Genomic DNA, 13,530 nt, shown 5'->3' with positions numbered 1-13,530 from the left:
GTGAGCAGTGCTCTCACTATTAGAGAGCACTGCTCACGAATGGTCAACACCGGCGACTCGCGACGGGACGAACCGTTGCCATCGCCGCAAGTTGGTGTCACTCTGAGTACCAGACACATCCGCGGCCCGCGGGGCGCGGACAGCCAGCGGGCCGTCGGCCCGCCCATCTGATGGGATCTCTCACATGACGAGCTACTTCATCACCGGGGGCAGCGGATTCATCGGACGTCGCGTTCTCGATCGCCTCCTGACAGCCTCTCCTGACGACACGATCCACGCCCTGGTTCGCGAGTCGTCACGCGCGGCCTTCGTCGCGATGCTCGACGACCTCGGCGCCGGCGACCGCGTCACACCCGTGGTCGGCGACCTGACCGCGCCCGGGCTCGGCATCGCGCCCGACGCGGTGCCCGCGATCGACCATGTCATCCACCTCGCCGCGATCTACGACATGGCCGCCGATGCCGAGTCCCAGCGCGCCGCCAACGTCGTCGGGACCTCGCGCGCCGCCGACTTCGCGATCGCACACGATGCGCTGTTCCACCATGTCTCCTCGATCGCCGTGGCCGGTGACCACCGTGGGCGCTTCACCGAGATGGATTTCGAAGTCGGACAGGGATTTCCGACTCCGTACCACCGCACCAAATTCGAGGCCGAGCGCGTGGTCCGCGATCGTGAGGGACTCCGCTGGCGCGTCTACCGGCCGTCGATCGTGGTCGGCGACTCGCGCACCGGCGAGATGGACAAGATCGACGGTCCCTACTACTTCTTCGGCCACCTCGCGACGCTCGGCCGACTGCCCTCGATGCTGCGACTGCCGATGCCCGATCTCGGGACGCTCAACATCGTGCCGGTCGATTACGTCGCCGCCGCGATGGTCGCCCTCCTCGGCGTGAACCCCACGCGCAGCGGTTTGGTGTTCCATCTCAGCGACCCGAAGTCGCTCACCACCACCGAGATGTACAACGCGCTGGCACCGGCGTTCAAGGCGCCGAAGGGGTTCGACGCCATCCCACGGGCTGCGGTGGAACCCGTGATGACGTTGTCCGGCATGGGGATCGCGCGCGTCGGACGCAACCTCGTAGCCGCCCAGCAGGGGATCCCCGGGGCAGTACTCGACGCGGTGACGCTGCCGGTCGACTTCCGCGCCGACACCACCGTGGCGGTCCTGGGTGACCTCGGCATCACCGTGCCCGACTTCGCCGACTACGCCCCGCGCCTGTGGACCTACTGGTCACGACACCTCGACCGGTCACGCAACCGGCGCACCGATCCGCGCGGGCCGCTCGTCGGCAAGAACGTTCTCATCACCGGCGGGTCGAGCGGGATCGGCAAGGCCACCGCACGGATGTGCGTCGCACGCGGGGCCAACGTCCTCATCGTCGCCCGCAACGCCGACGAACTGGAATCGGCGACCGAGGAATTGAACTCGACGACGAGCAAGAAGGGCATCCCGCCCGGTCAGGTGACCGCATACCAGTGCGACATCACCGACGAGGAATCGGTCAATGCGCTCGTCAAGACCGTGCTCGCCGCGCACGGTCACGTGGACGTCCTGGTCAACAATGCCGGCCGGTCGATCCGTCGTGCCACGATCAACTCGGTGGATCGGTCTCACGACTACCACCGGGTGATGGCGGTCAACTACTTCGGCGCGGTGAACCTCGTCCTCGGACTGCTGCCGCACATGATCGCCCGGCAGGCGGGTCATGTGGTAAACGTGACCTCGATCGCGGTGCAGTCGCGTGGCCCGCGGTTCGGTGCCTACGCGGCGTCAAAAGCCGCTCTGGAGGCCTTCAGCGACGTCACCGGCACCGAAACGGTGTCCGACCACGTGACCTTCTCCAATGTCCGTCTCCCCCTCGTGAAGACGCGGATGATCGCGCCCACCGAGGCCTACGACAACCAGCCCGGGACCTGGAACGTCGACCGGGCCGCGGCGCGCGTGCTGCACGCGATCATCGATCGACCCAAGCGCGTCGACTCGCTGGTCGGGCTCGTCGCCGAGATCGGGCACCGCGTCACCCCCGGACTGACCACCCGCATCCTGCACCAGGAGTACCTGGTCTTCGGCGAATCGGCGGCGGCGCTGGGCCGTTCGGATCGTGACGCCGGCGGGCGGGACGCGTGATCGACACCCCGTATCTCGAGGTCGACGTCGACCGCATGACGCGCAACCTCGCGGTGCTCGCCGACCGCGCGCGATCGGCGGGCGTCGACTTCCGGCCGCATGCGAAGACCCACAAATGCGCCGAGATCGCGCGGATGCAGATCGATTCCGGTGCCACGGGGCTGGCGGTGGCCACCATCGGCGAGGCCGAGGCCTTCGCCGACGCCGCCGACATCACCTCGTGCACCGACATCTTCATCGCCTATCCCATCTGGCCGACCCCGGCGAAAGCCGCCCGGTTACGCGCCCTCGCAGACCGGGTGTCGCTACGGGTGGGTGTCGACTCGGCGGAGGGCGCACGGCATCTCGGGGCGCTGCTCGGCGGGCAGCGGGTCGAGGCACTCGTCGAGGTCGACTCCGGGCAACACCGCACCGGGACCGCACCCGGGGACGCCGGAGGCGTCGCGGCGGCGGGCGTGTCAGCGGGGCTCGACGTCGTCGGCGTCTTCACCTTCCCCGGCCACGGCTACGGCGTCGGCGACACCCGCCGGCGGGCCGCGGAACAGGAGGTGGCGGCACTGCGTACGGCGGCGGAGAGTCTCCGAGCGCAGGGCATCGATCCGCGGGTGCGCAGCGGCGGATCCACACCCACCGTCGAATTCGTCGGCGACCCCACGTATGCGGGCGTGCTCACCGAGATCCGTCCGGGCGTGTATCCCCTCAACGACGCCCAGCAGGTCGAGATCGGCACCTGCGGATTCGACGACGTCGCTCTGACCGCGGTGGCAACCGTGGTGCGGAGCGAACCCGGACGGATCGTCCTCGACGCCGGCAGCAAGATCCTCGGCGCCGACCGAGCCGCCTGGGCGACCGGCCACGGACGCCTCCTCGATCACCCCGACGCCCGCGTCGTGCAGTTGTCCGAACATCACGCGGTGGTGGAGTTCCCGGCGGAATCGACGTCAGCCCCCCGGTTGGGCGACGTGATCCGGGTGGTGCCGAACCACGTCTGCACTGCGGTCAATCTCGTCGACGAACTGGTGGCGATCGACGGCTCGGACAGCCGGTGGCCGGTCATCGCGCGGGGGCACAACAGTTGAGTCAGATCGGTCGGATGCCTTCACGGACCAGGAATTTGCGTGCCCGTCCGAACTTGCGGTCGGTGGAGAACGCATACCACTGCTGACTCACACCCGCTTCGTGGACGACGTCCCGGAACCTGCGGAACGCACCTCGTCCCTCGATCGCGCGCTCCAGACGGTTTCGCAGGTCGGGATCGGTGGTGCGCGTGGCGAAATCGGCCATGTCCCGCCAGCTGTCGCGCGAACCGATGCAGTCGAAGCGCAGCCAGCGGTCCGGGTCCTCCTCGACGTCGATCTCCTCATCGAGCACGCCCGGGTCGAGCATCTCGTCGTTGTACACGAAGCCGGTGCTCAGGTCGATGAGTCCGCCGGTGGACCGGTTCGGATCACCCTCCATCTCGTCGCTGAGCATCTCGAGATCCACCGCGATCGGCCGTCCCGGCGCGGGTTCCCCGCGCAGGCTCGCGAGCAGTTCCTCGGCGAGTTCGGCGTCGCCGGCCTCTCCCCGTCGTTTGAGTTGTTCGACGATCGACACAGCCACCGGTTCGGCTCGCTCGCGGCGCTTCTGCAGTGCCATCGGTACCCCGGGGCCGACCTGCTGGAGTGCGTCGTGCAGATCGCATCCGATGACGGCATCCAGGAAACGATCGGCATCCGACGACGCGATCGACCCGCGTACCTCGCCCAGATCGAGTTCACGTATCTCCTTCTGCGCGGGCCACTGGCCGACGAGCATCGGATGAGGAACGGTGGGGCGTGGTGGCGTCTCGTCGTCCCCATCGGCCGTCCGTCGACCGTACTGATCCGGGATGTCGCCCCAACCGAAGTACGCCAGCGGCGCTGTCGGCTTGATGCCCAACACGTCCACCGGGTCGACCTTCAGATCTCCCACGACGCACCGATGGGTCCACTCGTCGCCTAGATCGAAGGTGTACTGGAACTCGGAACCGGTCGCTGCGAACGCGGCGACCTTGGCCGTGGCGATGTCCACGGGCTCGGAGATCGGGCCGCCGATACCACCGGCCAGGTCGGCACCGAGCGCGGCGTCGGCGACCACCCTGCCGTCGTCCAGGGTGAAAAGTGACAGATGGGAACGATCCCATCGAGCGAACGCGTCATCGATGGCGGTCGCCAGATCCTTGAACGTGTGCGCCGGTCCGACCGCGAAAACCCTTCCGGGCCAGGGCCACAACTCAACGCCGCGACCACCGAGCAGTTCCACTGTCACCGACAACCAGGTACGTGCCATGCGTCGAGAGTGGCATCTCAGAGGCGAACGCGCACGCTTTCGGTCGCGGCGTTTCTTCTCGAAGCCACTCCGCGGGACGCAGTCACTCGTAGACACCTTCGACGATCCACTCCCCGGCGCGGTAACACAGCAGCAGGGCGCGCGAATCGTCGAGCAGCACCTGCGCCCGCGCGGTCAGTCCGGTCTCGGCGGCTCCGGTCGGCACCGAGGCCCCGGCGGGCAGGTCGGCGCCTCCGACCGGCCAGGGCCCGGCCCACCAGCACAGGCCCCAACTCGACCGGCGCGCCCGGGACGAGGCCAGCGCGACGGTCACCGGTTCGGCGGTGAAGGCCCCGCGATCGGTCACCTTCACCGGTTGCCCCACGGCGTCGAGCACGTGGATCGCGGTCTCCACCAGCACCGTCGGGCTGGGTTGTGGCAGGCGTCCGGGCCATGGCGCCGACGGATCCCGGCGCGGAGCCGGCTCGTCGCCCAGTGAGACCATGGTGATCCGTTCGGCGGGTCCACGACCACCGCTCAGCACGGGAATACGGACCGCATCCCCGCCCAGCAGCCCCTGTATCCGCACCAGCGAACGCCGGGCGCGCTCCTCCACATCCGGTTCACCGGCCAGCCCGCCACGGGAGAGATCGTCGGTGAGCTGATAGTGCAGGGCCCCGGCCTCGACGACCTCGACCGGTTCGAGCCGCAGCCGGACGATCGGCGAGTCGGGTCGGGCACTGCTCCTCGCTGCGCGCGGCTCGACCCGCGGGGAGGTGGGCCGCGCCGCGCCGGTCAGCCACCCCTCGAGTTGCCATCGGACACGATCCGCGGTCGTCTCCGGCGTCAGCGGTTGGGCACATCGCCAGGTTCGCGAATGCTGTTGTCCGCGTTCGGTGGTCGCGATGATGGTGAGTCGCGTGCAGGCCACCGCGGCATCACGCAGGCGTCGGTGCAGCACGTCGGCGAGGGTGCGACCGATGAACGCCGCGACGTCGATGCGGTCGACCGGCGGGTCGCAGGTGTGGTCGACGTCGAGTTCGGCCGGCACACCACGTGACGACGGGACACGCCCCGGCAGCGCATTGGCCAGCCGGTGCGCGACGACCGCATCCCGGGCGAACCGGGTGGCGACGTCGGTGACGGACATGTCGGCGAAGGCGCCGATCGTGCCGATCCCCAACCGGCGCAGCAACTCCACGAGATCGGCACGGGACGGATCGCTCATGCTGGGTTCGACGGCGAGGTCGGCGACGGGGCGGCCGGCGAGGTACTCCCGGTCACCCCCGGGCTCCACCTGATGCCCGTTCCGGGCGGCGAGGACGGCGGTGAAGATCTCGTCGGCGATGCCGACCTGCGACTCGATGCCGCACGCCGACACCACGTCGACGAGCTCCTCCGCGAGGGCCTCCATCCCGCCGAAGTAGCGGGCGGCACGGTCGCCGGCGATCACCAGGAGACCCGGCCGGAGCACTTCGAGGGCGGGGATCACCTCGGCGACCGCGGCGACCACCGGTTCGAACAGCCGTCCGTCCCGGTTCTCGTCGGCGGCGACCACGGTCATCTCCGTGCACGCCGCCTGCGCCTGTCGCTTCCGCATTCCCCGCCGCACACCGGCGGCCCGTGCCGAGGCCGAACAGGCCACCACCCGATTCGCCGACAGCACCGCGACCGGATGCAGCGGGGGCAGATCCGCCTCGGCCGCCGCGGCCATCGCCGGCCAGTCCGGGCACCAGAGCGCGAGGATACGCCGGGACCCCTGCTCTCCGGAGGGCATCAGTTCGCCACCGCGAGCACCGGGGAGACGGTCGCCGCCGCGACCATCTCGACCGTGCGATCGGCACCGTGGCCCGTCGCCCGGAGTTCGACCTCGGTGCTCTCGGATCGCCGGCCGCGGCCCGACACCGTGACCTCCAGCCGCATCCCGCCGATGCGGCCGTAGCCGCTGCGTGCGGAGTCGAGACCGGCCGCGCGGGAGGCGGGAGCAGACCGGCCGGGCAGGCCCGGACTGTGCCGGTAGGTGAGGACACGGGCCTCGAGGGCCAGTTGCGCACCCGGCCATGCACCACCGGTCACCAGCAGCACCGACGACTGTTTGCGCACGCGGCCCATGACCACCCGGGCACGCGAGGGGGCCACCATCTCGTTCCGCGGGCGAGCACCCTCGCCACCGCTCCCCAGGTCCAGGATCACCAGGTCCATACCGTCGAGCAGCACCGCTGCCACCTCGACCGGGTCGGGACCGGGATCGGGGATGGTGGCGATGCGGGACAGGTCGGCGCCCATCTCCGCCGCGGGCAGCAGACTCAACCGGGGCAACCCGACGATCCCCACCTGTCCACCCGCACGGGTCACCGAAGCGATCATCGCGATCAGCACCGAACGGGCGCCGTCGAGCCGGGCCACCGACCCTCGCGGAATACCGTTGTGCGGCAAGATGTCCGACAACGATTCCGGCACGGGAAGGACACCCACCGACCGGTCTCGGACCTCGACCACCCGCTGGTCGGGCCGACCGGACATGGCCGCCATCCGCCGGCGCAAACCCGCCAGCTCGTCGGCCCGGCCACCGGCCGCCGTATCGGTCACGGCATCGGTCACGGCCACACCAGCAGAGACATCCATCCGGCACCCTCCAGTCGACATGAGTAGTTCTCGAGCGAGCCGGGAAGGTGCGCGCCATCAGGGTTCTCGACACAGTTCCCGAACGATCCCGAGGAGGCCCCTCGTCCGCCGATCATTCGAACACTGTTTCGATTGTTCGAGAGTAGAACCAACCACCGACAAGCGTCAACCGAAGCCGAAAGCCGTTGCGCAGCACAGGATGTTTGCATCCACGCCGAAAACAGCCCAGCTCAGGGGCGCGGTCAGGACGGCACGGGTCAGAACAGGGTGAGGGCGTGCTGCAGCTCGGGCGCGGCCACCGTCGCCGGCGAGTCGGGACCCGATTGCCGGAGACCGCCGGAACCGGCCAGGCCATGCCGGTGCACGAGCGGCTTCATCCGGTCACGCAGCCACGAGGAGTACTCCGGGGTGACATAGGCGCCACGCCCGTAGAGCCCCCGGTACCGGCGGATGAGCGCCGGATGCTCCTCCGCCAGCCACTCGAGGAACCACGGCTTGGTCGAGGATCGCAGATGCATCGGGAACGCGGTCACACCAGACGCGCCCGCCTCGGCGAGTGCCTCGAGCAACGAGTCGAGATGCGCGGTCGAATCCGTGAGGTACGGGATGACGGGGGCCACCATCACATGCGGCGCGATGCCGGCATCGGCGAGATCGCGGATCACCGACAGCCGCGCCTGGGGCGACGGCGTCCCCGGTTCGATCTTCTTCTGCAGGTCCTGATCGAGGATCGCCAGCGAGATCCCGACGCTGACCGAGACCTCCCCCGCAGCCTGACGCAACAGCGGAAGATCCCGACGGATCAAGGTGCCCTTGGTCAGGATGGAGAACGGCGTCCGGGACTCGGCGAGCGCGGAGATCACGCCCGGCATGAGTCGGTACCGCCCCTCGGCACGCTGATACGGGTCCGTGTTGGTGCCCAGCGCCACCGTCTCCCGGGTCCACGACCGGCGTTTGAGTTCCTTGCGCAACACCGCCGCGACGTTGAGCTTCACCACGACCTGGGTGTCGAAATCGGTGCCCGCGTCGAGGTCGAGGTACTCGTGCGTCGGACGGGCGAAACAGTAGCGGCAGGCATGCGTGCACCCGCGAAAGGTGTTGACCGTGAACTGAAACGGGAGCTGCGAGGCCTCCGGCACGCGGTTGAGCGCACTCTTGGCCAGCACCTCGTGGAATGTGACACCCTCGAAATCGGGCGTACGCACCGACCGCACCAGACCCGAGCGGCTCAGCCCCGGGAGCGACCCGTCGTCGACCTCGACCGCCTGATCCGACCATCGCATGATGGGAGTCGAACATACGTACGAGATGGCTGTCAAGTGCGGTGCCCGCGGCGTCGACCTCGCCGCTATCATCTCCGTATGTCGACGACCGCCGGAACCCACCATGCGCCGGGTCCCCAGTACCTGGTGGCCGGCCGGTACCGTCTGAAGTCGCGCATCGGCGGCGGCGGCATGGGAACCGTGTGGCTCGCCCGCGACCAGCTCCTCGACCGTGACGTCGCCGTCAAGCAGGTCGTCTCCACCGAGGGCCTCACCGAGGACTCCGCCGACAACGTGCGCAAGCGGGCCATGCGGGAGGGGCGGATCGCCGCGAAGCTCTCCCACCGCAATGCGATCGCCATGCACGACGTCGCCCTCGACCGGGGTGAGCCCTGGCTGGTCATGGAATACCTACCCTCCCGCAGTGTGGCCCAGATCTTGCACACCACAAAGACTCTCGCGCCCGCCGAGGCTGCCCAGATCGGCGCCCAGGTGGCCGATGCGATGGTCGAGGCCCACGCCGCGGGGATCGTGCACCGCGACATCAAGCCCGGCAACATCCTCATCGCCGAGGGCGGACGGCAGACCGGCCTGGTCAAGATCACCGACTTCGGGATCTCGCGGGCGAAGGACGATGTCACTCTCACCCAGACCGGCGTGATCACCGGAACGCCTGCGTATTTCGCTCCCGAGGTCGCGCGCGGCGCCGATCCGCAGGAGGCCTCGGACGTCTACTCGCTGGGCGCGACCGTCTACACGATGGTGGAGGGTCAGCCGCCCTTCGGTGTCGACGACAACTCGATCGCGCTGCTACACAAGGTCGCACGCGCACGCATCAATCCCATGCAGAATGCCGCCGAGCTCGAGCCGATCCTGCTGCGCCTCCTGGAACCGAGCCCGACCAAACGCCCGACGATGAGTCAGGCACGAGACATGCTCACCTCGTTCGCGGCCGGTTCCCGAGGCACCCGCGACCAGGTCCTGACCGGCCTCATCACCCGGCCCGGAGCGGGCACGCCGACCTGGTCACAGCGCGGCGGCCGGTCGTCGACGACCGGTTCGCATCGTCCGGCCGGTGCCACCCTGCCCCCCTACGCCCCGACGATGTCCGCCGATCGCGGCTCCCGCGACCTTCCGGACACACGTCGCGGCATGTCCCCGACCCTGATGTCGACGCCGCAACCACATTCGTCGACGCCGAGACCGCCTGCCTCCCAGCAGTACTCGTCCGAATCCCGGCAACCGAACCCCGGTCCGCCGGCGCCGGGCACGTCGAGCACGGCACTGGCGGTGTCGATCTTCGTGTTCTTCGCCGTGCTCGCGGTCGTCGTCGTACTCGCGATCGCGCTGTTGCGCTGAGCCGGCGCCGCTGCGGTCAGCCGATGTGACGGGTGGCCGCCCATCGGGTGAGGGCATTGCGGTTGGACTGCTGGGTCTTCCGCAAAACGTTCGACGCATGTGTCTCGACCGTCTTGATCGAGATGAACAGCTCCTCGGCGATCTCCCGATAGGTGTACCCGCGCGCCAGCAGGCGCAACACCTCCAGTTCGCGCCTGGTCAGCGAGTCGAGTTCGGGGTCGAGCGGCGGTTCGGGTGCCGAGGATTTTCCGGTGAACGAGTCGAGGACGAAACCCGCGAGACGTGGGCTGAACACCGCGTCGCCGTCGGCGACCCGGCGGACCGCGTCGGCGAGTTCCGGGCCCGCGATCGTCTTGGTCACGTAACCGCGGGCACCGGCCCGGATGGTCGCGATGACATCCTCGGCCGCGTCCGACACACTCAGGGCCAGGAAGACCGGCGGTGTCGAACCCGTTGCATTCGAACCCGTTCCGTTCGATCCGAGTCGATCGAGCACCCCGCGCAGGACCGCCACCCCGCCGCCGGCCGGCATGTGCACGTCGAGCAGGACCACATCGGGAGCCGCCGCCACGATCCCGTCGATTGCCTCGGGTACGGTGCCCGCCTCGCCGACGACGCGCAGGCCCGGCTCGTCGGCCAGTTCGGCACGGACCCCGGAGCGGAAGACCGCATGGTCGTCGACGAGATAGAAGGTCACCGGACCGGGGCCGGTCGGGTCGGAACTCGGGGAACTCGGCGTCATCGTGCCTTCCTGTTGTCGGTCGGGGCGACCGCGTCGACGGTCACCTCGGCAGAGCGTCGGGTGTCGTCCGCTCTCTCGTCGATCGATCCCGATCCCCCGTCACCACGCGGCATCATCAGACCCACGTTCGTCCCGCGCCCGGGGGTCGACGTGATCCGCACGCGGCCGCCCATCCTCTCCACACGTGCGCGGATCGACCGGGAGATGCCCTGGCGGTCGTCGTCGACGGCGTCGGGGTCGAAACCGATTCCCCGGTCACGGACATACACCTCGACCTCGTCGTCGGTGATCTCGCCGTACACGTCCACGGTGCGTTCACCGGAGTGCTTGGCGGCGTTGACCAGCGCCTCGCGGGTGGCCCCCACGAGAGCCGACCAGCGTTTGGCGTCCCGGGTGTTGTCCGGACGCAGATCGCCGACGGTGATGATCTCCACCTCGATACCGTAGGCGTCCTCGACCTCGGCGCCGACACTCCGGAGTGCGGCCGCGAGCGAGCCGCGTTCGGTGGCCGGGTCGCCGAACAGCCAGGCCCGCAGCTCGCGTTCCTGACTCCGGGCCAGGCGTGCCACCTCCTCGGGGCGGCCCGCCTTCTTCTGGATCAGGGCCAGGGTCTGCAGGACCGAGTCGTGCAGATGCGAGGCGATCTCCTCGCGCTCGGCGTTGCGAATGCGGGCCGAGCGCTCCTCGTTGATGGTGCGCAGCATCCGCATCCACAGGGGCACGGTCAACAGGACGACGCCGATCAGGGTCGCCCCGACCGCGAGGATCGTGGAATTGAGACCGCCGAAGCTGCGATCCCCGGCCACCACCACGACCACGAGGCCGCCGACAACGAGCGCGACGCCGCCGATCAACCGCGTCCAAGTGCGCAGTGGGGTGCGGGGTGCGCGCGGGGATGTATCGAATTCGCGCCACACGAGGGCGGCGCCCAACGCGATGAAGACGAACGGGATGAGGTACTCCGCCGGGGTCCCCGACGCCGCGAATCCGACCACGCCCATGGCCACCAGCCCGACCATCGCCAGACCGAGGGATTGACGACGCTCTCCCGGTGCCGGTGACGCGGTGTCGTCGCCCTGCGGGCAGAAGAACCACAGCAGCCCGTAGGCGGCGACCCCGGCGCCGGCCAGCGCGGCCAGGACCACGAAGACGATCCGCACGCGGAAGACCTCGACCCCGAGATGATCGGCCAATCCGCCGGCGACACCGGCGACGACGCGGCCGCCGTCGCGGCGCACCAGTTTCGGGACCGGCTCGACCTCCATTCGACTCACTCCTCGATCGTCCCATGCGATCGGCTTCGCGACATCGGGGTCAACCCCGGTTCATGCGCCGCGATCTCAGGGTGTGTCCGCTCCGCCGCCCCCGGGCCTCGGGATTCTCCGGGGGACAATTCAGGGGATCACCCGATGTGTCCGGGGCCGGACGGGCGGCACGATGATCGTCATGGACACCAAGGAGTTCCAGCAGCAGATCCAGGGCCTGTGGGCGACCCGTCCGTATCGGCCCGACGATCGGACGATTGCCGGCGTGTGCACCGGCATCGCCGCCCGGTATCGCGTCGACCCGACTCTGGTGAAGGTCGCGTTCGTGGTGGCCGCCTTCTTCGGCGGCAGCGGACTCATCCTCTACCTCGCGGCCTGGGTCGCGTTCCCGGGCGCCGGACGCGCCCGCGCCGATGCGCTCCGTGTCGATTCCCCCCGGGCCGGTCACACCGCGTCGCACAACTCGATGCACGGCCTGGGGAATCCGCAGGTGATCCTGCTGGTCGTGCTCGCGATCGTCATCGTCACCTCATTCGGCCCCAATCGCACCTGGGGCTCGGGCGGGCTCGTCGGCGCGATCCTGATGCTCGGCGGCTGGTACCTGCTGTACCTGCGGACCCCGACTCCACCGGCCGGTACCAGCATCGACACCGCGGCGGTCACCGACATCGTCGTCCCGCCACCGGCGGCCGGGCAGTTCGAACGGTGGGTGCCGCGCGCGATGAGCCACCCGGCCCCCGGCGCGGTCACCCCCACGGACGGCCCCCAGACCCCAGGAGTATCCATGACCAAAGCACCGGGCCCGTCCGCGATCGGCGGGAATCCGGCCACCGAACACCCGGCCACCCCGGTGCCGGAAGTCGAACTGTCGAAGAACGAACCACTCGAGGCGAGTCCACCCGCGTGGGATCCGTTGGGAGCGGCGCGGTTCGCCTGGGATCTGCCCGAACCGACCCGCCCGGCCGAACCGGCCGTCCGTCGGCACCGTCGCTCACCGCTGACCCTGATCGTGGTCGGTCTGGCGACCATCGTGGGTGCGATCGGTGCGGGCCTGCACCAGATGGGTGTCGAGTGGTTCACCGTCCCCCACATCCTGTCGCTCTCCCTCGCCGTGATCGGAGCCGGACTCCTCGTCGCGGCCGTCGTCAAGCGTCGCACCGGCGAGCACAGCACGGGCCTGGCGCCCATCGCGGTCTCTCTCGGTGCCGCGGTCATCGTCACCACCGTGATCTCCGGGGTCAACGGCCTGTCCGGCCCGCTGCCGCCCGGCGGGGTCGGTGACCGCGAGTGGAAGCCGTTGACCGAGAACGACATCCAGGCCGAGTACTCACTCGGCATCGGCGAGATGGCCCTGGACCTGCGCGCGGTCGAACTCACCGCCGACCGGACCGTACGACTCGAGAGCGGGGTCGGCAAGATCACGGTCCACGTGCCGGAGACGATGAACGTGCGTGCCGACTGCCAGACCGGTGTCGGCGACTACAACTGCCCCACCGGGCTCGACGGCGGACGTGACGGCACCGATGGCCCGGTCCTGCAGATCGAGGCCCGCACCGGATTGGGAGAGGTAGAGGTCCTGCGATGAGCACTGAGATGAACGCTTCCGGCACCGATGACGACCGAGGTTGTGGCGCCACCCATCGCGCTCCCGGTCTGGGGCTGCTCGGACTCGCCGCCCTTGCCGTGGCCGGGTGGGGGCTCGCCGACGGGCCGGCGCTTCCCGACGCCGCCGACCTCGGATGGGTCGTCGTCGGGATCGGGCTGCTGGTCGGACTCGTGCTGATCGTGTCCGGCACGCGTTCCCGGCGCTGAGACCCGGCACGCGCAGACGAGAGCGGCCGGTGGCAGACGCCACCGGCC

11 protein-coding genes are annotated in these 13,530 nt (G+C 69.5%); 5 read left to right on the top strand and 6 right to left on the bottom strand.

The annotated features are described in order from the left end of the window. Positions 1–184 precede the first annotated feature (184 nt). Positions 185–2,128: an SDR family oxidoreductase gene (locus tag ACFUEJ_RS11550; protein ID WP_388029514.1), complete on the top strand. Its 1,944-nt coding sequence runs from the start codon at positions 185–187 to the stop codon at positions 2,126–2,128. Further along, positions 2,125–3,207, top strand: coding sequence for an alanine racemase (locus tag ACFUEJ_RS11545; RefSeq protein ID WP_165630260.1), 1,083 nt, complete (start codon positions 2,125–2,127; stop codon positions 3,205–3,207). The genes ACFUEJ_RS11550 and ACFUEJ_RS11545 overlap by 4 nt, the downstream gene beginning before the upstream one ends. 1 nt (position 3,208) lies before the next feature. Here ACFUEJ_RS11545 and ACFUEJ_RS11540 read toward each other — a convergent pair whose 3' ends face one another. The 4 genes from ACFUEJ_RS11540 to ACFUEJ_RS11525 form a co-directional block, all read right to left on the bottom strand. Then, positions 3,209–4,438: a UPF0158 family protein gene (locus ACFUEJ_RS11540; RefSeq protein ID WP_058250679.1), complete on the bottom strand. Its 1,230-nt coding sequence runs from the start codon at positions 4,436–4,438 to the stop codon at positions 3,209–3,211. Positions 4,439–4,520: 82 nt separating this feature from the next. Then, positions 4,521–6,194: a DNA polymerase Y family protein gene (locus tag ACFUEJ_RS11535; protein ID WP_058250680.1), complete on the bottom strand. Its 1,674-nt coding sequence runs from the start codon at positions 6,192–6,194 to the stop codon at positions 4,521–4,523. Continuing rightward, on the bottom strand, positions 6,194–7,042 hold the full coding sequence (locus ACFUEJ_RS11530; protein ID WP_175404281.1) for a hypothetical protein: 849 nt from the start codon (positions 7,040–7,042) through the stop codon (positions 6,194–6,196). Before ACFUEJ_RS11530 ends, ACFUEJ_RS11535 begins: the two co-directional genes overlap by 1 nt. Positions 7,043–7,299: 257 nt before the next feature. Beyond that, positions 7,300–8,325, bottom strand: coding sequence for an Rv2578c family radical SAM protein (locus ACFUEJ_RS11525; RefSeq protein WP_058250682.1), 1,026 nt, complete (start codon positions 8,323–8,325; stop codon positions 7,300–7,302). Positions 8,326–8,403: 78 nt separating this feature from the next. Here ACFUEJ_RS11525 and ACFUEJ_RS11520 point away from each other — a divergent pair, with 78 nt between their 5' ends. Beyond that, complete coding sequence (locus ACFUEJ_RS11520) at positions 8,404–9,663, top strand: serine/threonine-protein kinase (protein WP_058250683.1); 1,260 nt, start codon at positions 8,404–8,406, stop codon at positions 9,661–9,663. Positions 9,664–9,679: 16 nt separating this feature from the next. Here the strand turns inward: ACFUEJ_RS11520 and ACFUEJ_RS11515 are convergent, their stop codons facing one another. Next, positions 9,680–10,405 carry a response regulator transcription factor gene (locus tag ACFUEJ_RS11515; RefSeq protein WP_058250684.1) on the bottom strand — a complete coding sequence of 242 codons (726 nt, stop codon included), beginning with the start codon at positions 10,403–10,405 and terminating at the stop codon, positions 9,680–9,682. Then, on the bottom strand, positions 10,402–11,670 hold the full coding sequence (locus tag ACFUEJ_RS11510; protein ID WP_058250685.1) for an ATP-binding protein: 1,269 nt from the start codon (positions 11,668–11,670) through the stop codon (positions 10,402–10,404). The genes ACFUEJ_RS11515 and ACFUEJ_RS11510 overlap by 4 nt, the downstream gene beginning before the upstream one ends. Before the next feature lie 172 nt (positions 11,671–11,842). Between ACFUEJ_RS11510 and ACFUEJ_RS11505 the strand changes: the two genes are divergently transcribed. Then, positions 11,843–13,255 (top strand): PspC domain-containing protein, encoded by a 1,413-nt coding sequence (locus ACFUEJ_RS11505; RefSeq protein ID WP_078112081.1) that lies wholly within the window; start codon positions 11,843–11,845, stop codon positions 13,253–13,255. Next, the gene (locus ACFUEJ_RS11500) at positions 13,252–13,482 is read left to right on the top strand and encodes a hypothetical protein (protein ID WP_058250687.1); all 231 of its coding nucleotides are present in this window, start codon (positions 13,252–13,254) and stop codon (positions 13,480–13,482) included. Before ACFUEJ_RS11505 ends, ACFUEJ_RS11500 begins: the two co-directional genes overlap by 4 nt. The last annotated feature ends 48 nt before the right edge of the window (positions 13,483–13,530 follow it).

The organism is Gordonia sp. NPDC057258 (assembly GCF_042668985.1).
GTDB classification, from domain to species: domain Bacteria; phylum Actinomycetota; class Actinomycetes; order Mycobacteriales; family Mycobacteriaceae; genus Gordonia; species Gordonia hongkongensis.
Note: the sequence above shows the minus strand (reverse complement) of the source record. Positions and strands in the feature narration are given on the sequence as shown.

Excerpts from the sequence above, each read along its gene's own strand:
- ACFUEJ_RS11550 (WP_388029514.1), top strand. The coding sequence starts at position 185 with ATGACGAGCTACTTCATCACCGGGGGCAGCGGATTCATCGGACGTCGC.
- ACFUEJ_RS11540 (WP_058250679.1), bottom strand. The coding sequence starts at position 4,438 with ATGGCACGTACCTGGTTGTCGGTGACAGTGGAACTGCTCGGTGGTCGC.
- ACFUEJ_RS11525 (WP_058250682.1), bottom strand. The coding sequence starts at position 8,325 with ATGCGATGGTCGGATCAGGCGGTCGAGGTCGACGACGGGTCGCTCCCG.
- ACFUEJ_RS11505 (WP_078112081.1), top strand. The coding sequence starts at position 11,843 with ATGATCGTCATGGACACCAAGGAGTTCCAGCAGCAGATCCAGGGCCTG.
- ACFUEJ_RS11535 (WP_058250680.1), bottom strand. The coding sequence starts at position 6,194 with ATGCCCTCCGGAGAGCAGGGGTCCCGGCGTATCCTCGCGCTCTGGTGC.
- ACFUEJ_RS11510 (WP_058250685.1), bottom strand. The coding sequence starts at position 11,670 with ATGGAGGTCGAGCCGGTCCCGAAACTGGTGCGCCGCGACGGCGGCCGC.
- ACFUEJ_RS11530 (WP_175404281.1), bottom strand. The coding sequence starts at position 7,042 with ATGGATGTCTCTGCTGGTGTGGCCGTGACCGATGCCGTGACCGATACG.
- ACFUEJ_RS11520 (WP_058250683.1), top strand. The coding sequence starts at position 8,404 with ATGTCGACGACCGCCGGAACCCACCATGCGCCGGGTCCCCAGTACCTG.
- ACFUEJ_RS11500 (WP_058250687.1), top strand. The coding sequence starts at position 13,252 with ATGAGCACTGAGATGAACGCTTCCGGCACCGATGACGACCGAGGTTGT.
- ACFUEJ_RS11515 (WP_058250684.1), bottom strand. The coding sequence starts at position 10,405 with ATGACGCCGAGTTCCCCGAGTTCCGACCCGACCGGCCCCGGTCCGGTG.